Source organism: Streptacidiphilus alkalitolerans (assembly GCF_042511045.1).
Classification (GTDB): Bacteria; Actinomycetota; Actinomycetes; order Streptomycetales; family Streptomycetaceae; genus Streptacidiphilus; species Streptacidiphilus alkalitolerans.
Map to the genome: position 1 here is coordinate 16267 of NZ_JBHEZX010000019.1, position 21652 is coordinate 37918.

A 21652-nucleotide genomic window follows, 5' to 3' on the forward strand; every position below is an offset into this window, starting at 1 on the left:
TGCGGCGGCCGGGCAGGTGCTAGCCGGCCTGGGTGGCAATCGGTTCGAGGAACTCGATCCGATTGCCGACCGGGTCGGTGGAGAAGAAGCGGTGGTGGCCGGGGAGGTCGTAGTCCCAGCTGACCGGGGCGCCCAGGGCGGCGATCTGCTTGGCATAGGCGTGGATGCCCTGGATCCGGAGCGCGGGGTGGGCCTTTTTGGCCGGGGTGAACGGGTCCTCGATGCCGAGGTGCAGCTGCACCGGGCCGATCTGGAACCAGCAGCCGCCGCGCAGCGCGAGCACCGGGGGTTTGCGGACCTCGGTCATCCCCAGCACATCGGCGTAGTAGGCCCGGAGCTTTGGCTCGCTGCCGGGCGGGGCGGCCAGCTGGACGTGGTCGAGAGCGACGATCAACAGGAACTCCTCAGTCCTTGGTGGCGATGACGAAGATACGGCGGTACGGGAGCACGGTGCCGTGCGAGGCGGACGGGTAGGCCTCGGCGAGCAGCGCGGCGTACTCGGCCAGGAAGGCGTCGCGGTCGGCCTGGTCGGGGAGGGCGCCGAGGGCGGGGCGGAGGCCGGTGCCGAGCATCCAGTCGAGTACCGGGGCCCGGCCCTGCAGCACCTGGTAGTAGGTGGTCTCCCAGGCGTCGACGGTGCAGCCGAGGGCGGTGAGCCGGTTGAGGTACTCGGTGGGGTGCAGTACTGCGGGGCGGTGCAGGCCGCCGAGCCGGTCGGCCCAGCGGGGGCTCGCGCACAGGTCGGCGAGCAGGGTGTGGGTGGGTTCGCCGAAGTTGCCGGGGACCTGGAAGGCGAGGACGCCGCCGGCCGGCAGGCCCTCGATCCAGCGCGGGAAGAGGTCGGCGTGGTCCGGTACCCACTGCAGTGCGGCGTTGGAGAGCAGCAGGTCGGGGGCCGGGTTGTCGGCGGCGGGGTCGTAGCCGGTGATGTCGCCGAGCCGGAAGGCGGTCCGCGGGTAGTCCCGGCGGGCTTTCTCGATCATCGCGGGCGAGTTGTCGACGCCGGTGATCCGGGCGTTCGGCCAGCGGTCCAGCAGGGTGACGGTGGTGTTGCCGGGGCCGCAGCCGAGGTCGACGACCCGGTCGGGGGTGTGCGGGATGCGGGCGGCCAGGTCGTGGAAGGGGCGGCTGCGGTGGTCGGCGTGGCGCAGGTACTGGGCCGGGTCCCAGGCGACGGCGGGGGTGGCGGGGGTCATTACGGCGCTCCAAGTATCTCGACGTCAAGATAGTTCGAGTCTGGCTGATTCTGTTTCTTGATGTCAAGAGACTTCATATCGACACACCGGCCACTACACTGATCAACCATGGAGGACGAGGTCGACCGGCTGGTCGCTGCATGGCGCCGAGAGCGCCCCGACCTCGACGTGGAACCGCTTGAGGTGCTGAGCCGGATCAGCCGCCTCGCCCGCCATCTGGACCGGGCCAGGCGGACCGCCTTCGCCGAGCACAGCCTGGAGCCGTGGGAGTTCGACGTGCTGACCGCGCTGCGCCGGGCGGGGGATCCGTACCAGCTCTCACCGGGGCAGTTGCTGACGCAGACGCTGGTCACCTCGGGCACCATGACCAACCGGATCGACCGGCTGGCCGGCAAGGGCCTGGTGCAGCGGCTGCCCGATCCGGGCGACCGCCGCGGCGTGCTGGTGCGACTGAGCGCCTCCGGGCGCAATCTCGCGGACCTGGCGCTGGCCGGGCTGCTGAAGCACGAACGGGCCCTGCTCGCGGAGCTCTCCACGGCCCAGCGCGGGGAGTTGGCCGGACTGCTGCGGCAGCTGGTGGCCCCGTTCGACAACCTTCCGGAATAGAACTCCGTAAGAGAACGCCGCGCACACTCTTGACGCACCGCCGACCTGGGGCCACTCTTGCCGAAATCCAGTTAGGAAACTTTCCTAACTATGAAGGGAGCCCTCAGCAGATGGCCCGTCAGACCCTCATCGCCCGAAGCAGTGTCAGGAAGCTGGTCGCCGCCGCCGCGGCAGCCGGTTGTCTCAGTCTCGGCGTCGTCGCCGCCGGCGGGGCCGACGCCTCCGCCGCGACCGCTCCGGCGAAGCCCTTCCCCGCCCATGTGACGTACAAGGTCGGTGTGCTGCCCTCGGCCTCGCAGGCGGCCAGGGACGCCGCGGTGACCAAGCAGTACGACTCCTGGAAGAAGACCTACCTGGTCAAGGGCTGTGCCTCGAACGAGTACTACGTCTCGACCAAGGGCGACGACGACGCGCCCAACAACGGCACGGTGTCCGAGGCGCAGGGCTACGGCATGAACATCGTGCCGCTGATGGCCGGTTACGACGCCGCCGCGCAGACCGAGTTCAACGGCCTGTGGCAGCTGGTGAAGGACCACAAGGACGCCGACGGCCTGATGCAGTGGCAGTTGGACGGCAAGACCTGCAAGTACGCCGACTCCGGCACCCCGGACTCGGCCACCGACGGCGACCTGGACGTCGGCTACGGGCTGGTCCTGGCCGACAAGCAGTGGGGCGGCTACACCGCCGACGCCAAGGCCTGGCTGGCCAGTGTCTACGCCCATGACGTGGCCTCGGACGGCCACCTGAAGTGCGAGGACGACGGCCCGAGCACCGACACCCGGCCCTCCGACATGATGCTGGACCACCTGCGCGCCTTCGCGAAGTACGACACCGCGCACGACTGGAACAAGGTGGTCACCCGCACCGAGGCCGTGATCAACGAGTTCACCGCCAAGTACTCGGCGAGCTCGGGCCTGCTGTCGGACTTCGTGGTCGGCGCCAACGGCACCAGCCCCAAGCCGGCCGCCGCCGACTACCAGGAGGACCAGCCGGACAACATCGTCGGCTACAACTCCATCCGGGTGCCGTGGCACCTGGGCACCGACGCGCTGCTGAACGGCTCGACCACGGCGGCGACCGCGTACAAGACGGCCAAGCTGGAGTCGGCCTGCCTGAAGTCGCTGTCCGGCGGCAACCCGGCCAAGGTCCAGCCGCACGTCAAGCTGAACTGCGCCAACGGCAATGTCTCCGGCGACACCCAGGCCGAGGAGGCCGGCGACTCGGTCGGCCCGGCCGCGATGGCCTCCGGCGACCAGGCCTGGACCGACGCGATCTGGAAGCAGCTGGGCAGCAACCCGTTCGGCGACGCCTACTACGGCGAGACCATCAAGACCCTGGTCACCCTCGTGATGGCCGGCGACTACTGGAGCCCCGCCTCCTGACGGCGGCTCAGTGAGCCGGTCCCGCCGACCGCTGCGCTCCTCCGGCTCCTGGCCCGGAGGAGCGCAGTGCTGCACGGGTCTTGCCAAAAGCTACTGGTGAGTTGGGATACTCCCTGGATCGGGGGCAGCAGCGTCGCGCCCCCCAGGAGGGGGCACCACCCATGTCCAGCACTTCCCGCATCCGCCGCGGACTCACCGCCCTCGCGGTCGCCGCCCTCGCCACCGCCACGATGGCCGGCAACGCCTCCGCGCACGACCGGGGCGGCCGGCACCACCACCCGGCGCCGCCGCACTACTACGTCTCGCTCGGCGACTCGCTGGCGGCCGGCTACCAGCCGGACGTGCACACCAACACCTCGCTGTCGTACACGGACCAGCTGTACACCCAGCTGAAGAAGCACGACCCGAGGCTGGTGCACATCAAGCTCGGCTGCAGCGGCGAGACCACCGGGACGATGATCGACGGCGGGATCTGCAGCTACCCGGGGGCCACCTCGCAGCTGGACGCGGCGGTGAAGTTCCTCCGGGCGCACCGCGGCGAGGTCCGCTACGTGACCCTGGACATCGGCGCCAACAACGTGGACGGCTGCCTGGCCGGGGGCGCCATCGACCAGGCCTGCACCACGGCCGGCGTGGCCACGGTCGGCACCCAGCTGCCGCAGATCGCCGGGGCGCTGCGCCGCGCCGGCGGCGGCAGCCCGGAGTACGTCGGCATGAACTACTACGACCCGTTCCTCGCGGTCTGGCTGACCGGTCCGGCCGGCCAGGCGCTGGCGCAGCAGTCCACGGCGCTGTCCACGGTGCTGAACGGGGTGATCGCCAAGGGGCTGCACCGGAACGGCTTCGCGCTGGCGGACGTGTCCAAGGCGTTCTCCACCGACGACTTCACCGACCAGGTGACGCTGCCCGGGGTGGGCGCGGTGCCGCTGAACGTGGCCAGGATCTGCGCCTGGACCTGGGAGTGCACGCCGTACCACGACATCCACGCCAACCCGACCGGGTACGGGGTGCTCGCCGCGGCGTTCGAGAAGACCCTGGAGCGCCGCCGCTGAGACCTTCCCCCCAGCTGCCCCTACGTCGTCCCCTACACCTCAGGAAGAGCCCGCCCCCGCCGTTCGGGGGGCGGGCTCTCGCCTTGTCGGCGGACGTCGTTGTCCAAATGTTATGCAATTATGAGGATTCATCTGGAAAGGGGTGAGCAGGGACGTGTCATCCGAAACACCACCCAAACGGATTGATACCTGGCGGCCCCGCGCCGCCGGCTTCGCCGTCTGGTACCTGCGGGTCGCCGCGGTGCTCAACCTCTTCGGAGCCGTCTCCGCCCCGTTCCACAGCCAGGTCTCCCGGCACAACACCGGCGACTACTTCACCCCGTACATGATCACGGTGGGCTTCACCTCGGGTGCGCTGGCGCTGTTCCTGGCCATGATGATGAGCCGCCGCAAACGCGCGGCCTGGATCTGGAACACGGTCGTGGTCGCCCTCTACACGCTGATCATGGTCGCCTATGTGGCCCTGGACCCCGACTTCCGCGCGCACTGGTTCAACTGGGTCTCCACCGCCGTCACCGTGCTGCTGCTGGTCGCGCTGCTGGTCGGCCGGAAGGAGTTCCGGGCCAAGGGCGACCGCTCCAACCCCCGGCTGGCCCTCGGCGTGCTGTTCGGCGGCGGGGCGGTCGGCGTGGCGATCGGCACCGTGCTGGTCGCGCTGACCAACAGCGCGCCCGGCGCCACCCTGGGCAGCCAGCTGCGCTACGCGCTGCTGCGGGTCTACACGCTGGCCCCCTCCAGCGCCGACTACCAGGACATCAACACCCCGCACTGGGTCGACATCGCCATCAATGTGATGAGCGCGCTGATCTTCATCCTGGTGCTGTACGCGCTGTCCCGCTCCCCCAAGGGCAAGGAGTACCTCTGCCCCCAGGACGAGCGGCAGCTGCGCGGCCTGCTGGAGCAGCACGGGGCACGCGACTCGCTGGGCTACTTCGCGCTGCGCCGGGACAAGTCGGTGGTCTTCTCCCCGTCCGGGAAGGCGGCCGTGGTCTACCGGGTGGTCGGCGCGGTCTCGCTGGCCTCGGGCGATCCGATCGGGGACGTGGAGGCCTGGCCGGGGGCGATCGACCGCTGGCTGGAGCAGGCCCGCGACCACGCCTGGATCCCGGCGGTGATGGGCGCCAGCGAGGAGGGCGGCACGGTCTACTCCCGGCACGGCCTGAACGCCCTGGAACTGGGCGACGAGGCGATCGTCGAGGTGGACGAGTTCACCCTGGAGGGGCGCGCGATGCGCGGCGTGCGCCAGGCGCACAAGAAGGTCGGCCGGGCCGGCTACACCGTACGGGTGCGCCGGCACGCCGACATCCCCGAGCACGAGATGGACACCCTGCTGCAGCGCGCCGACCACTGGCGCGACGGGCAGACCGAGCGCGGCTTCTCGATGGCGCTGGGACGGCTCGGCGACCCGGACGACGGCCAGTGCGTGATGCTGGAGTGCCGGGACGGGCAGGACGAGCTGCGGGCCCTGCTGAGCTTCGTCCCGTGGGGCCGGGACGGCCTGTCGCTGGACCTGATGCGGCGCGACCGGGACTCCGACAACGGGCTGCTGGAGTTCATGGTGATCGAGCTGATCGGGCAGGCCGAGGCGGTCGGCATCCAGCGGGTCTCTTTGAACTTCGCGATGTTCCGGGCGGTCTTCGAGCGCGGCGGCAGGCTCGGGGCGGGCCCGGTGCTGCGGCTGTGGCGCTCGGTGCTGATCTTCTTCTCGCGCTGGTGGCAGATCGAGTCGCTCTATCGGGCGAACGCCAAGTACCGGCCGATCTGGGAGCCCCGCTACCTGCTGTTCAGCCGCAGCAGCGACCTGCCCAGGATCGGGGTGGCCTCGGCCAGGGCCGAGGGCTTCATCACCGCGCCGAGCCTGCCCAGCCTGTTCAAGCGGCGGCACACCAGCGCGCTGGAGCCCTAGGAGCAGGCTGCTGGAGGGGCCAGCTGTGGCAATCTGTCCTATTTTTGGATGAATGAGAGCTCTGTTGCTCGGTGACGGGTTGCTCCGCACAGCAGGCCGCAGCCTCGCCCGGGACCGCCTGGCGGCCCTGACCCTGACGCTGACCGCCACCATGGCCGTGCTGCTCTTCCAGACCCTGCAGCACGTCCCCGGCGGGGCGGCGGTGGTGGAGCGGCTCGGCGTGGTCCGGGCCTCGCTGCCGCTGTGGGAGTCGCTGCTGCGCACCCCGCTGTCGCTGTTCGTGCCCGCGCCGGACCTGCCGGTCTGGGGCGCGGCGGTGCAGGTGCTGCTGGTCTTCGGGCTGGCCGAGCTGACCATCGGCCGCTGCGCGACGCTGGCCGTCGCCTATGCCGGGACCCTGGCCGGGACCCTCTACGCCCGGCACGCCGTGCACGCGGGCGCGCGGGGGGCGGACAGCCTGTTCTCGCTGCCCTGGTCCGACGCGCTGGTCCGGGACACCGGGCCCTCGGCGGCCGTGGTCGCCCTCGCCGTCTACATCGCCTGGCGCTACCGGGCCTGGCTCACCGGCGCGGCCATCGTCCTCGCCATGGTCCTGGAGCAGGCGCTGTTCCCCAACCTCGCCGGGGCGGAGCACCTGGCGGCGATCCTCTGCACCCTGGTCCTGGCCGGCGGCGGCGAACTGGTCGCCCGAAGGCTGGTCCGGACCGCGGACGCCTGGCGCCCGCTGCTCTCGCTCCGCTGAGGTCTCGCCGACCGAGCCGGTCCCTCGTTAGTCGACCGGGCCGACGCCGGCGCGGCGGGCCACGGCGACGGCGGCGAGGGTGGAGTGCACCCCCAGCTTGCCGAGCACGTTCTGCATATGGGTGCGGACGGTGTGCGGGGAGAGGTAGAGCCGGTCGGCGACGGCCTGCCGGCCGAGCCCGGCGACCATGCAGCGCAGCACCTGTTTCTCGCGCGGGGTGAGCGACTCGATCAGCCGCTCGCTCTCGGTGCGGTCGCGGCGGGCCGCGGTCAGCTCCCTGATCACCCCGGTGAGCAGCAGCGGCGGGATGTGGGTCTCCTCCCGCAGCACCCCGCGGACCACCGCCATCAGCCGGCCGAGCGAGCTCTCCTTGGCGACCCAGCCCGAGGCCCCCGCCTGCAGTGCCGCCACCACCCGGTGCGGGTCGTCGACCACGGCGAGGACGACCGCCTGCAGCGAGGGATGGGCGGCCCGGGCCCTGGCGACCAGGGTGATGCCGTCCTCGGCGGGCTCGGCCGGGCCCGCGGGGGCGCCCGCCGTGTTCGGGGCGCCGTGCTCGGGGACCTCGGCGTCGCGCGGCGCGGGGATCCGCTTCCCGGCGGAGGCGGCCGGGCCGGCCGGGGCCGCGGGCGGCGCCGAGGACTGCCGCTGGGCGGGCAGCACCGGCCCGGGCCGCTGCGGCGGGAGCAGCCGCCGGGCCGCGTTCGCGGTGGTGGACGGCGCGGCCGGGCTGCCGGGGACCAGGTCGGCGTCCACCAGCAGCACCTGGAACGGGCGGTTCTCGCCGGCGGCGCGGTCCAGGGCGCGTTCGGCCGCAGCCGCCGTGCCCGCCGCCGCGACCTCGACGTCGGGCTCGGCCGCGAGCGCCGTGGCGAGCGCCTCGGCGAAGATCCGATGGCCGTCCGCGACCAGGACCCGGATACGCGCCACAGTCGTCCCCTCCCCCGGCCCCCGCCGACCTACAGGGGATCAGGGTAGGGCCTGGGAGGGTGGTGTGTAACGGGAACGGGCGGCCGGGGGGCTGCTACGGATGGCGGGATCAGGCCAGGCGGCGGGCGCCGGGCCCCGGTACCGCGGTGAAGGCCCGGGGCTCGGTCCAGCCGCGGGCGGCGAAGGCGGCGGTGACCGCGGCGGTGATCCCGTCAGCGTCGGCGGTGTCGGCCAGGGCGATGATCGACCCGCCGAAGCCGCCGCCGGTCATCCGGGCGCCGAGGGCGCCGGCCGCGACCGCGGTGTCCACGGCGAGGTCGGTCTCGGCGCAGGAGATGGCGAAGTCGTCCCGCATCGAGGCGTGGCCCTCGGTCAGGATCGGGCCGATGCCGCGCAGGTCCCCGGCGTCCAGCAGCGCCATCACCCGTTCCACCCGGGCGTCCTCGGTGACGATGTGCCGGGTCAGCGACCGCAGTCCGCCCTCGGGCAGCCGGGCCAGCGCCTCGTCAAGACCGGCCTCGGGGACGTCCCGCAGGGCGCGGACGCCGAGCAGTTCGGCCGCGCGTTCGCAGCCGCGGCGGCGCTCGGCGTAGGCGCCGTCGGCGTGGGCGTGCTTGACCTGGGTGTCGATCACCAGCAGCACCAGGCCGTGGGCGGCCAGGTCGAAGGGCACCTGCCGGGTGTCCAGGCTGCGGGCGTCGACGAACAGGGCGTGGCCCTCGGCGCAGCAGGCGGAGGCGAGCTGGTCCAGGATCCCGCAGGGCACGCCGACGAACTCGTTCTCGGCCCGCTGGCACAGTCTCGCCAACTGAGGCGGCGTCAGGCCGAGTTCGTAGAGGTCGTTGTAGGCGGTGGCGACGGCGCACTCCAGCGCCGCGGAGGAGGAGAGGCCGGCCCCGGTGGGGACGTCGCTGTCCAGGTAGAGGTCGGCCGCGCCGACCCGGTGGCCCGCTTCGCGGAGGGCCCAGACCACGGCGGCGGGGTAGGCCGCCCAGCCGTCGACCGTGCGGGGGGCGAGGTCGTCGAGCCGGAGCTCGGTCACCCCGGCGTCGGGGTACTGGCCGCTGTACAGCCGCAGCACTCCGTCCTCGCGCCGGGCGGCGGCGACCCGGGCGGCGTGCGGAAGGGCGATCGGGAGCATGAAACCGTCGTTGTAGTCGGTGTGCTCACCGATGACGTTGACCCGGCCCGGCGCCTGCCAGACGCCCTCCGGGTCGGCGCCGTACAGGGCGTTGAAGCCCTTCCGCACAGCCTCCGCTTGGGTCACTTCGCTACTCCTTCTCCAGGGCCCGGGCGAAGGCCCAGGCGTCGGCGACGATGCCGTCGAGGTCGGTGCGGCTGGGAGTCCAGCCCAGCAGGGTGCGGGCGCGCTCGGCCGAGGCGACCAGCACGGCCGGGTCGCCGGGGCGGCGGTCGGCGCCGACCGCGGTGATCTCCCGGCCGGTGACCCGGCGGACGGTGTCGATCACCTGGCGGACCGAGAAGCCGCTGCCGTTGCCGAGGTTGCAGATCAGGTGCTGCCCGGGCTCGGCCGCGGCGAGGGCGAGCAGGTGCGCCTCGGCCAGGTCCGCGACATGGATGTAGTCGCGGACGCAGGTGCCGTCCGGGGTGGGGTAGTCCTCGCCGTAGACCGCGATGTGCGGGCGGCGGCCCTGGGCGGCCTGGATCACCAGCGGGATCAGGTGCGACTCGGGGTCGTGCCGCTCGCCCTGGGCCCCGTAGGCCCCGGCCACGTTGAAGTAGCGCAGCGAGACCGCGGCCAGGCCGTGGGCGTTCGCCTCACCGGTGATCATGTGGTCGACGGCCAGCTTGGTGGCGCCGTAGGGGTTGGTCGGGGCGGTGCGCGCGGTCTCCTCGATCGGGCTCTGCTCCGGCTCGCCGTAGACGGCGGCGGTGGAGGAGAACACCAGGCGGCCGACCCCGGCCTTGCGCATCGCGGCGAGCAGTTCCATCGACCCGGCGACGTTGTTGCGCCAGTACTTCTCCGGGTCGGCCACGGACTCGCCGACCTGGGAGCTGGCGGCGAAGTGCAGCACCCCGTCGAAGGAGCCGTCGAGCACCTCGGCGGCCAGGTCCTGGAGCCGGCCCTGGACGAAGACCGCCCCGGCCGGGACCGACGCCCGGTGCCCGGTGGAGAGGTCGTCCAGGACCACCACCTGGTGGCCCGCCTCGATCAGCCGGGCGGCGACCACGCCGCCGACGTAGCCGGCTCCACCGGTGACCAGGTACTTGCTCTGCGGAGTCAAGGAGAGACCTCTCGTAGACGCTGTGCCGCCTTCTCCGGAGACACGTCGTTGATGAACACGTCCATGCCGGATTCCGATCCGGCCAGGAACTTGAGCTTGCCCAGCGTACGACGGATGGTGAAGAGCTCCATGTGAAGCGCCAGTTCACCGACCGTGCCGGGCGCCGCGGACCGCAGCGGCGCCTGGTGCCAGCCGGCGATGTAGGGGGTCCTGCCGCCCTGCTGACCCTCGAACAGCCGGTCGAAGCGGTTCAGCAGGTCCAGGTACACGGTGCAGAACTCGGCGCGCTCGGCGTCGTTGAGGGCGAGCAGGTCGCCGACCCTGCGGTTGGGGTAGAGGTGCACCTCGTAGGGCCAGTGCGCGGCGTAGGGGACGAAGGCGGTCCAGTGCTCGCCGGCGATCACCACCCGTTCGCCGTCCGCCCGTTCGGCGGCGAGCAGGTCGTCGAAGAGGTTGCGCCCGGTGCGGCGGCGGTGCGCGGCGGCGGAGGAGAGCATCCGCTCGGTGCGCGGGGTGACGAAGGGGTAGGCGTAGATCTGGCCGTGCGGGTGGCCCAGGGTGACGCCGATCTCCTTGCCGCGGTTCTCGAAGCAGAACACCTGCTCGACACCGGGGATCGTGGAGAGCTCGGCGGTGCGGTCGGTCCAGGCGTCCAGCACCAGGGCGACCTGGGCCGGGCTGAGGTCGGCGAAGGAGGCGTCGTGGTCGGAGGTGAAGCAGACCACCTCGCAGCGCCCGTTGCCGGGGCGGGCGTGGTGCGGCAGCGAGCCGACCTCGCGGTCGGGGGCGCCGGCCGCGGCGGTGGTGAGCGAGGGGAAGCGGTTCTCGAAGACCACCACCTCGTAGTCCGGGGCCGGGATCTCGCTGAGCCGCCCGTCCCGCGAGGGGCAGAGCGGGCACTCGTCCGCCGGGGGGTGGAAGATCCGGCCCTGCCGGTGCGAGGCGATGGCCACCCACTCGTCCAGCAGCGGGTCGTAGCGGATCTCCGACGCGGTGCTGGTCGCCTCCAGCGGTCGCAGGTCGGGGTAGTCGCGGACCACGTCGTCGCGGGAGTCGTAGTAGATCAACTCGCGGCCGTCGGCCAACCGAGTACTGGTCTTCTTCACTACGGACTCCACCCTCACCACAGCGCTGCAAACCTTATGTCAACATATTCAAACACAAAGGCTCAGCAGTCAACAGGCTTGGATGGGAGTGTTCGGTCAGTTCTGCGCGGCACGCTCCAGCAGCCCGGTCCTGGCGGCGACCGCCGCCGCCTCCAACCGGGTCCTGGCGCCCAGTTTCATCAGCACCCGCTGCACATGGGTGCGCGCGGTGCTCGGCGCGATGGCCATCCCCTCGGCGATCTCCCTGGTGTCCTCGCCCTCCGCGATCCGCATCAGCACCTGCACCTCACGCCGGGTCAGCAGCCGCAGCAGCCGCAGCGCCTCGTCGTCCGGCTCGGCCGAGGGCCGCAGCAGGTACTGGAACACCGTGTGCAGCAGCTCAGGGGCCACCGCCGCCTCCCCCGCGCGGACCCGGGTCAGCGCGCGCTCGACCACCTCTATCCGCTCGTCCTGGCGGACGTAGCCGGCCGCGCCGGCCCCGAACGCCGCGGCCACCCCGGCCGGCGCGCCGACCCCGCCCATCACCACCACACCGACCTCGGGGCGCTCCCGGCGGATCCGGCGCACCGCGTCGAAGGAGGCCGGATCCTCCGGGTGCGCGATGCCGAGCAGGCACACCTCGGGACGCCGCTGCAGCACCAGCTCCGCCGCCGAGCCCACCGGGGTGCCCACCGCGAGCACCCGGTGGCCCCTCAGTTGCAGCGCCGTCGCCAGCGCCTCCGCCAGCAGCCGATGGTCGTCCGCCACCACGAGCCTCACGCCCACAGCGCTCCCCTGTCGTCGTATGCCACCGCGACACGGCGGATGACGCACCATCACAACGCATGCGGGGTCCGCACCGCCAGGGAAACGCCGAAGGCCCCCGTCGATGACGGGGGCCTTCGGACTGTACGAGCCCCCATGCGGAATCGAACCGCAGACCTTCTCCTTACCATGGAGACGCTCTACCGACTGAGCTATAGGGGCGAACGAGGAAGACAATACCTGGTCACCGGGCCAAACGTAAAATCCTCGAACCGGCGGTTCAGGGCTGCTTCCCGGCGACGATCCGGCCGATGGCGGCGAGGCTGCCGCTGCCCCGGTCGAGGTAGTGCGAATGGGCCCCGGTGAAGCCGCCGCCCGGGCCCCGGCCGGTGTCCACCGGCAGTCGGCGGGCCCCGAAGGCGGGCGCCGCCGGATCGGCGCCGAACCAGACCCGGTGGTGCTCCTGGAGCACCGGCGGCACCGGGGTCCGCAACGGCGGCAGCGCTCCGGTCAGCACCGCCCCGACCGCCTCGGCGGCGCTCCGCGGCGGTCCCGGCAGCAGGCTGCTGACCGGGTCGTCGGCCGCCGCGCCGACCCAGACCCTGGCCGGATCCACCCCCAGCTCCGAGGCGTGCGAGACCCCGGCCCCTGGGCTGCCGATCAGCACGATGCCGTCGGCCCCGGTCCCGCCCGGCCGCCGGGCGGCCAGGCCGACCAGCAGCGAGCCGTAGCTGTGGCCGAGCGCGGTGATCCGCGCCGGAGGCCCCGCGTGGGTGGCCCGCAGCCCCGCGACAAAGCGGTCGTACGGGGCGGCCCCGGCGGCGGCGCGGCCGTCCGCGGCCACCTCGGCCAGACTCTGCGGGGCGTCGTAGCCCAGCCACACCATGGCGGCGGTCGCACCGGGGCGGGCGCCCGGATCGGCCGCCCCGGCCGCGTCGTGCACGGCCAGCGCGCGGTCCCCGTCCTTGCCCCCGACGTCGGCCAGCCTGGTGCCCATCCCGGGGACGTAGACGCAGACCCGGTCGGCCCGGTCCGGATCGCCGAAGGAGAGCACCGCGCGGCCCTGCCCCTCCAGACCGAGCGACAGCAGCAGCGCGGGCGGGGAGGCGCCGCGCTGCCGGTCCAACCGGTCCCGGATCGCCAGCAGCCCCTGGTTCGGCAGCGCGTCCGACTGATAGGCCAGCAGCTGGTCCAGCAGGGTCCGGTTGGCCCGGTCCCGGACCGAGGCGGGCACCCCGTCCAGGCTGCCGACCAGCTGCGGCTGGTCCCTGAGCAGCATCCGCCGCTCGTCCGGGTCGAGGCGCAGCCACCAGTCGTGCACCCGGGCCGGGCTGCTGCCGGGCCCGGGCAGCCCGGCGCCGACCAGGGCGGCAGCCGCCAGCAGCGCGGAACGGCCGACGGCCGGGTCGAGGCCCTCGCCGCTCCGGGCCTGCCCGGCCGAACCGGCCAGCGCCGCGGCGCAACGGGCGTCGGCCCGTCCGGCCGCGGCGAGCGCGGCGGCCAGCCGGGCCGCCAGCGGACCGGCGCCGCTGCCGCCGCTGACCTCGGCGCCGCGGACCAGGCAGCCGGCCGCCCTCGCCTCGGCCAGCACCGCGCGGACCTCGGCCCGGACCGGGCGCAGCTCCTCGGCGGTCCGCACCAGCACCGAGGCCAGCGCCTGGAACTGCTCGGCGGCGGCATGCAGCCGACCGCGTTCCAGCACCAGCACCAGCTGGGCCCGGTCCGCGGCGATGCCGTGCCAGCCGGCCCGGCCCCGGCCGCGGGACTCGGTCAGCGCCGCGGTACGGGCTGCCAGCAGCCCCGACAGGGCGTCACAGGCCCGCGCGGCGGCGACAAGTGACGCGGTGTCGGCCTCCGCGACCTGCTCGGGGGAGAGCGCCGTGGACGTCATCAGCGGTGCGACGGCGTCAGCGGTGCAGGGAGAGCAGCTGCCGGGCGGCTCCCGCGTCCGCCTCGCGGTAGTTCCTGGCGCTGGCCCGCAGTTGGTCGGCGTCCCGGTCCAGGGCGGCGGAGAGGCCGGAGAGGCACTGCGCCCAGGCGGCGGCGCAGTCGCCGAGCGCCGCCCCGGTACTCCAGCCCGGCAGCGCCGCGCCGGCCCCGGCCAGCACCGCGCGGGCCTGCCGCGCGCCGGACTCGACGGCCAGGGCCGCCGCGTTGAACACCCCCGCCTCGGCGTCCAGCACCTCGGGCTGCACCAGCACCCCGGAACCGTCGGAGAACCCCGTCATGGAACCCACCCCCCTGTCGCCCCCTTGCCACCCCGAGCCATTGCCCTGAGTTACTGCCGAGGCTATGAACTCACGGAGAGTCAGGAAAGCCGATCACGAACGGTTCATCCGATGGAGTGGTTTCGGAGCGCGAGGGGGGCGCTCAGACGTCCTCCGCGAGCTCCAGCCACTCCAGCTCCAGCACGTCGCGCTGCTCCTTGAGCGCGCGCAGGGTGGCGTCGAGCTCGGCGACCTTGGCGAAGTCGGCGGCGTGGGCGGCCAGCTGCTCGTGCAGCTTGGCCTCCTCCTTGTCCATCTTCTGGATCTGCCGCTCGATCCGCTGCAGCTCCTTCTTCGCCGCCCTGGTGTCGCCGGTCTTCTTGGCGAAGGTCGCGGCCGGCATGCTGGCGGCGATCCGCTCGGCGATGGCGTGCCGGCGCTCCAGGTACTCATCGATGCCCTTCGGCAGCATCCGCAGGGTCTGGTCGCCGAGCAGCGCGAACACCTGGTCGGTGGTGCGCTCGATGAAGTACCGGTCGTGGCTGACGATCACCAGCGAGCCCGGCCAGCCGTCGAGCAGGTCCTCCAGCTGGCTCAGGGTCTCGATGTCCAAGTCGTTGGTCGGTTCGTCCATGAACAGGACGTTGGGCTCGTCCATCAGCAGCCGCAGCAGCTGCAGCCGGCGGCGCTCACCGCCGGAGAGGTCGCCGACCGGCGTCCACTGCTTCTCCTTGCTGAAGCCGAAGGTCTCGCAGAGCTGACTGGCCGACATCTCCCGGCCCTTGCCCAGGTCCACCCGGCCGCGGATCTGCTCCACCGACTCCAGCACCCGCAGCGTCGGCGGCAGTTCGGTGACCTCCTGGGACAGGTACGCCAGCTTGACGGTCTTTCCGACCACCACCCGGCCGGCCGCGGGCTGGACGTCGCCGTCGCTGTCCCAGGCCGCCTGCATCGCGCGCATCAGCGAGGTCTTGCCCGCGCCGTTGACGCCGACCAGGCCGATCCGGTCGCCCGGGCCGAGGTTCCAGGTGAGGTGCTTCAGCAGCACCTTGGGGCCGGCCTGGACGGTCACGTCCTCCAGCTCGAACACGGTGCGGCCGAGGCGGGAGTTGGCGAACTTCATCAGCTCGGCCCGGTCCCGCGGCGGCGGCACGTCCGCGATCAGCTCGTTGGCGGCCTCGATCCGGAACCGCGGCTTGGAGGTACGGGCCGGGGCGCCGCGGCGCAGCCAGGCCAGCTCCTTGCGCATCAGGTTCTGCCGCTTGGTCTCCTCGGTGGACGCCCGGCGCTCGCGCTCGGCGCGGGCGAAGACGTAGTCGGAGTAGCCGCCCTCGTACTCGTGCACGGTGCCGTCCTGGACGTCCCACATCCGGGTGCAGACCTGGTCGAGGAACCACCGGTCGTGGGTCACCACGACCAGCGCGGAGCGGCGCACCCGCAGGTGGCCGGCCAGCCAGGAGATGCCCTCCACGTCCAGGTGGTTGGTGGGCTCGTCCAGCACCAGCAGGTCGGGCTCGGCGATCAGCAGCTTGGCCAGCGCGATCCGGCGGCGCTCGCCACCGGACAGCGGGCCGATCACGGTGTCCAGGCCCTGGGCGAAGCCGGGCAGGTCCAGGCCGCCGAACAGGCCGGTCAGCACATCGCGGACCTTGGCGTTGCCGGCCCACTCGTGGTCGTCCATGTCCCGGATGACCTCGTGCCTGATGGTGGCCTTCGGGTCCAGGGTGTCGCTCTGGGTCAGTGCGCCGACCTGGAGGCCGCCGACATGGGTGACCCGGCCGGAGTCGGCCTCCTCCAGCTTGGCCATGATCCGGGTGAGGGTGGTCTTGCCGTCGCCGTTCCGCCCGACCACGCCGATCCGGTCGCCCTCGCTGACCCCGATGGACACACTGTTGAGGACGGCGCGGGTACCGTACACCTTCACTACGGATTCGACAGTGACAAGGTTGACGGCCACGGGTGCTGCGCTCCTGCGGGGGCTGGGGGATGCGTCTACGACCCCTCCAGCCTAGTCTGCCCGGCTCACCGGCCCGTTCGGAGCCGGGACGAGGGGCCGTCGGACCAGGACGGCGCCGGGGACCGGGCCCTCGGCCGGGCGGGCGGTGCGGCAGGTGCCGGAGGCGGTGAGGGCGGCGGCGAGGGCCGCCGCGGCGGCGGCGTCCTTGGCGACGAAGGCGCAGGTGGGGCCGGAGCCGGAGACCAGGGCGCCGATGGCGCCGGCGTCGGTGCCCGCGCGCAGGGTGTCGGCCAGGGCGGGGCGGAGCGAGAGCGCGGCGGCCTGGAGGTCGTTGCGCAGCGCCGCGCCCAGGGCGCCGGGGTCACCGGTGCGGAGGGCCTCCAGCAGGGCCGGGTCGGTGGCCGGGACCGGGACCTCGGTGTCCGAGGAGCCGCCGGTGAGCTCGCGCAGCCGGTCGCACTCCCCGTACACGGCCGGGGTGGAGAGCCCGCCCTCGGCGGTGGCGAAGACCCAGTGGAAGCTGCCCGCGGTCGGCACCGGGGTCAGCCGCTCGCCCCGGCCCTCGCCCAGGGCGACCCCGCCGGTCAGGCTGAACGGGACGTCGCTGCCCAGCTCGGCGGCGAGCTCCAGCAGCACCGAGCGGTCGGCGCCGGTCCCCCACAGCGCGTCGCAGCCGACCAGGGCCGCGGCCCCGTCCGCGCTGCCGCCGGCCATCCCGCCGGCCACCGGGATGCCCTTGTCGATGTGCAGATGGACGTTCGGCTCGATCCCGTAGCGGGCGCCCAGCAGCAGCGCCGCCCTGGCGGCGAGGTTGCTCGGGTCGGTCGGCACGAACGCGGCGTCGGTGCCGGCGACGGTGATCCGCAGCCGGTCGGCGGGGGTGACCGTCACCTCGTCGTAGAGGCCCACCGAGAAGAAGACGGAGGCCACCCCGTGGTAGCCGTCGGAGCGACGGCCGCCGACCGCGAGCTGCGCGTTGACCTTGGCCGGAACCCTGACGGTGATGGACGACTGCACGGCCTTGGTGCTCCCAGCGCTACATGGACGACGGCGTGGCTATTCTGCCGTACCGCCGGAGCCCTCCGGCCTGGCCTCGGCGATGCGGGCGAACTGCTCCACCGTCAGGGTCTCGCCGCGCAGGGTGTAGTCGATGCCCGCGGCGGTCAGCGCCCGCTCGGCGGCGGCGGGCGAGCCGGCCCAGCCGGCCAGCGCGGCGCGCAGCGTCTTGCGGCGCTGGGCGAAGGCGGCGTCGACGACGGCGAAGACCTCCTGCCGGGTGGCCGTGGTCTCCGGCGGGTCGTGCCGGACCAGCGAGACCAGGCCGGAGTCGACATTGGGCGCCGGCCAGAACACATTGCGGCCGATCGCCCCCGCGCGCTTCACCTCGGCGTACCAGTTGGCCTTGACCGAGGGGACGCCGTACACCTTGTTGCCGGGGGCGGCGGCGAGCCGGTCGGCGACCTCGGACTGCACCATCACCAGGGTGCGCTCGATGCTGGGGAAGGTCTCCAGCATGTGCAGCAGTACCGGCACGGCGACGTTGTAGGGGAGGTTGGCCACCAGCGCGGTGGGCGGCGGCCCCGGCAGCTCGGTCACGGCCATGGCGTCGGCCTCGACCAGCGCGAAGCGGGGGGCCCGGTCGGGCATCCGGGCGGTGACGGTGGTCGGCAGGTGCCGGGCCAGCAGCGGGTCGATCTCCACCGCGGTGACCCGGTCGGCGACCTCGAGCAGCCCGAGGGTGAGCGAGCCGAGGCCGGGCCCGACCTCCACCACCACGTCCGCCGGGCCGACCCCGGCGGCCCGGACGATCCGGCGCACGGTGTTGGCGTCGATGACGAAGTTCTGCCCGCGCTGCTTGGTCGGCCGCACCCCGAGGGCCGCGGCGATGCTGCGGATGTCGGCGGCCCCCAGCAGGGGCCCGCCTTCGGCGGGAGCCGTCCCGGAGGTCTCGGCGGGGGCGGCGGTGGGGTTGGTACTCACCCCACAAGCCTACGTGTCCGCCGCCCCCGCCCCCGCACAGCCGCCGGGCTAGCCCGCGGCGCGGTGGCCGCAGGTGGGCCAGGGGGAGGTGCCGCGCTGGTGGTAGAGCTTGCGGGCGCGGGCGGTCTGCTCGGAGGGCGAGGCGTCCTGCGGGCGTCCCGAGCCGCCGAGGTGGTGCCAGGTGCCGCTGTCGAACTGGTAGAGCCCGCCGTAGCGCCCGCTGGGGTCCACCGCGTGCGGGTTGCCGCCGGCCTCGCAGCGGGCCAGCGCGGACCAGTTCAGCTCACCGGTGGTGTGGTGGGTCCCGGCCGCGCTGCCGTAGTCGTCGTGCTCGCGCGCGGCGTCGCGGCGGTGGCGTCCGGTCGGCAGCAGCGACCGGTCGCGGTGGTGCTCGATGCCGCCGAGGCGGGGCAGCGCGTGCCGGGCGGCGCCGATCGAGCGCGAGGGCTCCTCGGCCACCCGGACCAGGGACGGGCCCGCGGCCACCTGCGGCATCACATCGACCGGGGTGGCCGCGTAGAGCGGCGTCGCCTCCGGCGCGTCCGCCGAGGCGTCCGCGTCCGGCTCGGTGTGCGAGACCGGGACGGCGTCCGGGCGGACCTGCTGCTGGGCGACGTACGCGCCGGTCCCGCCCACCAGCAGGGCCAGCACCAGCGCCTTGGGCACCCTGCCCTGGCCGCCCTTGATCCCAGAGGGGACGTTCACCTGAAGCCTCTCGCCGTCCGACCGTCAGACCGTTCAACCGTCTGCCCCGACACCTGCGTCGGGATCAACGAACCAGGACCCGCCGGGTCACGGCGGACCGGTCAGTAGTCGAACGCCCGAGCGGTGTTCGCGGCGAGCGCGGTGGCCATGGCGTCCTCGTCCAGGCCGCGGACGGCGGCCATCGCCCGCAGCGTGACCGGGATCAGGTACGGGGCGTTGGGGCGGCCCCGGTAGGGGGCCGGGGTCAGGAACGGGGCGTCCGTCTCGATCAGGACCCGGTCCAGCGGGGCCACGGCCAGGGCCTCGCGCAGGTGGTGGTTGGCCGGGAAGGTGACCGGTCCGGCGAAGGACAGGTAGTAGCCGGCCTCGGCGCAGACCTTGGCCATCGCGGCGTCGCCGGAGTAGCAGTGGAAGACGGTGCGCTCGGGCGCGCCCTCCTCGGCGAGGATCCGCAGCACGTCCTCGTGGGCGTCCCGGTCGTGGATCACCAGGGCCTTGCCGTGCCTCTTCGCCAGGGCGATGTGGCGGCGGAAGGACTCCTGCTGCACCTCCACCCCCTCGGGCCCGGTGCGGAAGTAGTCGAGGCCGGTCTCGCCCACGCCGCGCACCTGCGGCAGCGCGGCCAGGGCGTCGATCTCGGCGATGGCGTCGTCCAGCGCCTTCATCCCGCCGGGGCCGCGCTTCTGGCCCGACCAGCCGTCAGGATCCCCGAGGACCAGCCGCGGCGCCTCGTTGGGGTGCAGCGAGACCGTGGCGTGGACGTTCGGGTGACGGGCCGCCAGCTCGGCGGCCCAGCGCGAACCGGGCAGGTCGCAGCCCACCTGGACCACGGTGTCGACCCCCACCGAGGCGGCCTTGGCCAGGCCCGCCTCGGGGGTGCCGGACTGCATGTCCAGGTGGGTGTGCGAGTCGGCGACGGCGACCCGCAGCGGCTCGGGCAGCGGCGGGGCGACGTGCTTGTCGGACTGCGACTTCTTGGACTGGGCCATCAGCTCGGGTCGGCCTCGGCGCCGCCGAAGCGGGTGCGGTAGGCCTCCAGGTCGTCCTCGGTGATCTTCGCGAAGAGCACCGGCGGCACCGTGAAGGGGGTGCCGGCCGGGACCAGGTCCAGGCTGCTGGCCTGCTCCGGCTCCACCCAGCCGCGGGTGTCCCCGGCCAGCGCGAAGGCCGAGCGCATCGCCGCGCTGCTGGCCGGGATGAACGGCGCGGAGACCACCGCGTAGAGGTGGATCAGGTTCATCGCGGTGCGCAGGGTGAGCGCCGCGCCGTCCAGGTCGGTCTTGGCCTCCAGCCAGGGGGCCTTGGTCTCCAGGTAGGAGTTGCCGGCGCTCCACAGCGCGCGCAGGGCCTGGGCCGCCTTGCGGAACTGCAGGGCCTCCAGCTGGCCCTCGTACTCGGCCAGCAGCTCGGCGATCTCGGTGCCCAGCTTCTGCTCGGCCTCGCCGGCCGCGCGGCCGGCCGGGACCTCGTCGCCGAAGCGCTTGCGGGAGAAGGACAGCACCCGGTTGACGAAGTTGCCGAGGGTGTCGGCCAGGTCCTTGTTCACCGAGGAGGCGAACAGCTCCCAGGTGAAGTTGGTGTCGTCCGACTCGGGGGCGTTGGCCATCAGGAAGTAGCGCCAGTAGTCGGCGGGCAGGATCTCCAGCGCGGCGTCGGTGAAGATGCCGCGCTGCTGGCTGGTGGAGAACTTGCCGCCGTAGTAGTTCAGCCAGTTGAAGGGCTTGAGGAAGTCGACCTTCTTCCAGGCGTCACGGGTGCCCAGCTGGGTGGCCGGGAACATGACCGAGTGGAACGGGACGTTGTCCTTGCCCATGAACTGGGTGTAGCGGACGGTGTCGTCGGCCTCGTACCACCAGGACCGCCAGTCCCGTGACTCGCCGTCAGGAGCCGCGTCGGCCCACTCGTTGGTCGCGCCGATGTACTCGATCGGGGCGTCGAACCAGACGTAGAAGACCTTGCCCTCGGCGGCCAGCTCGGGCCAGGTGTCGGCCGGGACCGGGACGCCCCACTCCAGGTCGCGGGTGATCGCGCGGTCGTGCAGGCCCTCGGTGAGCCACTTGCGGGCGATCGAGGAGGCCAGCACCGGCCAGTCCTTGCCGTGCTCGTCCACCCAGCCCTCGACCTCGTCGGCCAGCTTGGACTGCAGCAGGAACAGGTGCTTGGTCTCGCGGACCTCCAGCTCGCTGCTGCCGCTGATCGCCGAGCGCGGGTCGATCAGGTCGGTGGGGTCCAGCACCCGGGTGCAGTTCTCGCACTGGTCGCCGCGGGCCTTGTCGTAGCCGCAGTGCGGGCAGGTGCCGACGATGTAGCGGTCCGGCAGGAAGCGGGCGTCCTCGACCGAGTACACCTGGCGGATCGCCCGCTCCTCGATGAAGCCGCTCGCCTGGAGCTGCCGCGCGATGGTCTGGGTGATCTCCCGGTTCTGCGGCGAGGAGCTGCGGCCGAAGTAGTCGAAGGAGAGCTCGAAGCCCTCGTAGATCGCCTTCTGGACGTCGTGCTGCTGGGCGCAGTACTCGGCGACCGGGAGGCCGGCCTCCTTGGCGGCCAGCTCGGCCGGGGTGCCGTGCTCGTCGGTGGCGCAGATGTACAGCACCTCGTGGCCGCGGGCCCGCAGATACCGGGAGTACACGTCCGCCGGGAGCATGGATCCGACCATGTTGCCCAGGTGCTTGATCCCGTTGATGTAGGGAAGCGCGCTGGTGATCAACTGGCGGGTCATCTCGGAGATGCTCCTTATGGAGGTGTCGCAGAAGCGGTTGAACCGTTGTCGGAAGCCAGGCGTCATCCTACCGAAGGCGACAGGCCCCTTTCGATTCGATTACGGACCGTCACGAATGGGCAGCCAGGAGTCTAGGCAAGGGGGCCCCGGGCATGTTTCCTGGTGGCCGGGGGT

The 21652-nt window shown here is 72.9% G+C and carries 19 protein-coding genes, 1 tRNA gene and 1 pseudogene; 5 read left to right on the forward strand and 16 right to left on the reverse strand.

From position 1 onward, the window contains the following. Positions 1-19 precede the first annotated feature (19 nt). Both ACEZDG_RS31460 and ACEZDG_RS31465 read right to left on the reverse strand, forming a co-directional pair. Positions 20-394 carry a glyoxalase gene (locus ACEZDG_RS31460; RefSeq protein WP_380516254.1) on the reverse strand — a complete coding sequence of 125 codons (375 nt, stop codon included), beginning with the start codon at positions 392-394 and terminating at the stop codon, positions 20-22. A gap of 10 nt (positions 395-404) precedes the next feature. Next, positions 405-1196, reverse strand: coding sequence for a methyltransferase domain-containing protein (locus ACEZDG_RS31465; RefSeq protein ID WP_380516257.1), 792 nt, complete (start codon positions 1194-1196; stop codon positions 405-407). Positions 1197-1304: 108 nt separating this feature from the next. Here ACEZDG_RS31465 and ACEZDG_RS31470 point away from each other — a divergent pair, with 108 nt between their 5' ends. From ACEZDG_RS31470 to ACEZDG_RS31490, 5 genes are all read left to right on the forward strand, one after another. After that, positions 1305-1802: a MarR family winged helix-turn-helix transcriptional regulator gene (locus tag ACEZDG_RS31470; RefSeq protein WP_380516260.1), complete on the forward strand. Its 498-nt coding sequence runs from the start codon at positions 1305-1307 to the stop codon at positions 1800-1802. A gap of 110 nt (positions 1803-1912) precedes the next feature. After that, the gene (locus ACEZDG_RS31475; RefSeq protein ID WP_380516263.1) at positions 1913-3184 is read left to right on the forward strand and encodes a glycosyl hydrolase family 8; all 1272 of its coding nucleotides are present in this window, start codon (positions 1913-1915) and stop codon (positions 3182-3184) included. A gap of 161 nt (positions 3185-3345) precedes the next feature. After that, entirely contained in the window at positions 3346-4236 is an 891-nt protein-coding gene (locus ACEZDG_RS31480) for an SGNH/GDSL hydrolase family protein (protein WP_380516266.1), read from the forward strand. Between the two features lie 154 nt (positions 4237-4390). After that, on the forward strand, positions 4391-6142 hold the full coding sequence (locus ACEZDG_RS31485; protein WP_380516269.1) for a phosphatidylglycerol lysyltransferase domain-containing protein: 1752 nt from the start codon (positions 4391-4393) through the stop codon (positions 6140-6142). A gap of 52 nt (positions 6143-6194) precedes the next feature. Continuing rightward, positions 6195-6884 (forward strand): hypothetical protein, encoded by a 690-nt coding sequence (locus tag ACEZDG_RS31490; RefSeq protein WP_380516272.1) that lies wholly within the window; start codon positions 6195-6197, stop codon positions 6882-6884. Between the two features lie 27 nt (positions 6885-6911). On the opposite strand, the gene ACEZDG_RS31495 is transcribed toward ACEZDG_RS31490, so the two are convergent. The 14 genes and pseudogenes from ACEZDG_RS31495 to metG all read right to left on the reverse strand — a co-directional run bounded on the left by ACEZDG_RS31495 (position 6912) and on the right by metG (position 21478). Further along, entirely contained in the window at positions 6912-7814 is a 903-nt protein-coding gene (locus ACEZDG_RS31495) for a LuxR C-terminal-related transcriptional regulator (protein ID WP_380516275.1), read from the reverse strand. 109 nt (positions 7815-7923) lie between these two features. Continuing rightward, a complete protein-coding gene (galK, locus tag ACEZDG_RS31500; RefSeq protein WP_380516277.1) occupies positions 7924-9081 on the reverse strand; it encodes a galactokinase in 1158 nt (385 codons plus the stop codon). A 4-nt stretch (positions 9082-9085) separates the two neighbouring features. Then, the gene (gene galE / locus ACEZDG_RS31505) at positions 9086-10060 is read right to left on the reverse strand and encodes a UDP-glucose 4-epimerase GalE (RefSeq protein WP_380516280.1); all 975 of its coding nucleotides are present in this window, start codon (positions 10058-10060) and stop codon (positions 9086-9088) included. Further along, entirely contained in the window at positions 10057-11166 is a 1110-nt protein-coding gene (gene galT / locus ACEZDG_RS31510; RefSeq protein WP_380516283.1) for a galactose-1-phosphate uridylyltransferase, read from the reverse strand. Before galT ends, galE begins: the two co-directional genes overlap by 4 nt. 96 nt (positions 11167-11262) lie before the next feature. Continuing rightward, on the reverse strand, positions 11263-11925 hold the full coding sequence (locus ACEZDG_RS31515; RefSeq protein ID WP_380516285.1) for a response regulator transcription factor: 663 nt from the start codon (positions 11923-11925) through the stop codon (positions 11263-11265). A 134-nt stretch (positions 11926-12059) separates the two neighbouring features. Continuing rightward, positions 12060-12132, reverse strand: a tRNA-Thr gene (locus ACEZDG_RS31520). A gap of 58 nt (positions 12133-12190) precedes the next feature. Next, positions 12191-13801, reverse strand: coding sequence for an alpha/beta hydrolase (locus tag ACEZDG_RS31525; RefSeq protein ID WP_380516288.1), 1611 nt, complete (start codon positions 13799-13801; stop codon positions 12191-12193). Between the two features lie 16 nt (positions 13802-13817). After that, positions 13818-14138, reverse strand: a complete 321-nt coding sequence (locus ACEZDG_RS31530) for a hypothetical protein (RefSeq protein WP_380516291.1) — start codon at positions 14136-14138, stop codon at positions 13818-13820. Positions 14139-14280: 142 nt separating this feature from the next. Beyond that, a complete protein-coding gene (locus ACEZDG_RS31535) occupies positions 14281-16074 on the reverse strand; it encodes an ABC-F family ATP-binding cassette domain-containing protein (RefSeq protein WP_380516294.1) in 1794 nt (597 codons plus the stop codon). A gap of 51 nt (positions 16075-16125) precedes the next feature. After that, positions 16126-17091, reverse strand: a complete 966-nt coding sequence (locus tag ACEZDG_RS31540) for a 4-(cytidine 5'-diphospho)-2-C-methyl-D-erythritol kinase (protein WP_380516297.1) — start codon at positions 17089-17091, stop codon at positions 16126-16128. 39 nt (positions 17092-17130) lie between these two features. After that, complete coding sequence (gene rsmA, locus ACEZDG_RS31545; RefSeq protein ID WP_380516564.1) at positions 17131-17988, reverse strand: 16S rRNA (adenine(1518)-N(6)/adenine(1519)-N(6))-dimethyltransferase RsmA; 858 nt, start codon at positions 17986-17988, stop codon at positions 17131-17133. Positions 17989-18102: 114 nt separating this feature from the next. Beyond that, positions 18103-18336 (reverse strand): annotated as a pseudogene (locus ACEZDG_RS31550) (transglycosylase family protein); the annotation flags it as partial. A 524-nt stretch (positions 18337-18860) separates the two neighbouring features. Next, positions 18861-19748 carry a TatD family hydrolase gene (locus ACEZDG_RS31555; RefSeq protein WP_380516300.1) on the reverse strand — a complete coding sequence of 296 codons (888 nt, stop codon included), beginning with the start codon at positions 19746-19748 and terminating at the stop codon, positions 18861-18863. Then, positions 19748-21478 carry a methionine--tRNA ligase gene (metG, locus tag ACEZDG_RS31560; RefSeq protein WP_380516302.1) on the reverse strand — a complete coding sequence of 577 codons (1731 nt, stop codon included), beginning with the start codon at positions 21476-21478 and terminating at the stop codon, positions 19748-19750. Before metG ends, ACEZDG_RS31555 begins: the two co-directional genes overlap by 1 nt. Positions 21479-21652: the final 174 nt, after the last annotated feature.

What these genes read in the sequence shown, in the direction of transcription:
- ACEZDG_RS31465 (WP_380516257.1), bottom strand. Translation starts at nt 1,196, where the DNA reads ATGACCCCCGCCACCCCCGCCGTCGCCTGGGACCCGGCCCAGTACCTG.
- ACEZDG_RS31470 (WP_380516260.1), top strand. Translation starts at nt 1,305, where the DNA reads ATGGAGGACGAGGTCGACCGGCTGGTCGCTGCATGGCGCCGAGAGCGC.
- ACEZDG_RS31475 (WP_380516263.1), top strand. Translation starts at nt 1,913, where the DNA reads ATGGCCCGTCAGACCCTCATCGCCCGAAGCAGTGTCAGGAAGCTGGTC.
- ACEZDG_RS31480 (WP_380516266.1), top strand. Translation starts at nt 3,346, where the DNA reads ATGTCCAGCACTTCCCGCATCCGCCGCGGACTCACCGCCCTCGCGGTC.
- ACEZDG_RS31490 (WP_380516272.1), top strand. Translation starts at nt 6,195, where the DNA reads ATGAGAGCTCTGTTGCTCGGTGACGGGTTGCTCCGCACAGCAGGCCGC.
- ACEZDG_RS31525 (WP_380516288.1), bottom strand. Translation starts at nt 13,801, where the DNA reads ATGACGTCCACGGCGCTCTCCCCCGAGCAGGTCGCGGAGGCCGACACC.
- ACEZDG_RS31530 (WP_380516291.1), bottom strand. Translation starts at nt 14,138, where the DNA reads ATGACGGGGTTCTCCGACGGTTCCGGGGTGCTGGTGCAGCCCGAGGTG.
- ACEZDG_RS31555 (WP_380516300.1), bottom strand. Translation starts at nt 19,748, where the DNA reads ATGGCCCAGTCCAAGAAGTCGCAGTCCGACAAGCACGTCGCCCCGCCG.
- metG (WP_380516302.1), bottom strand. Translation starts at nt 21,478, where the DNA reads ATGACCCGCCAGTTGATCACCAGCGCGCTTCCCTACATCAACGGGATC.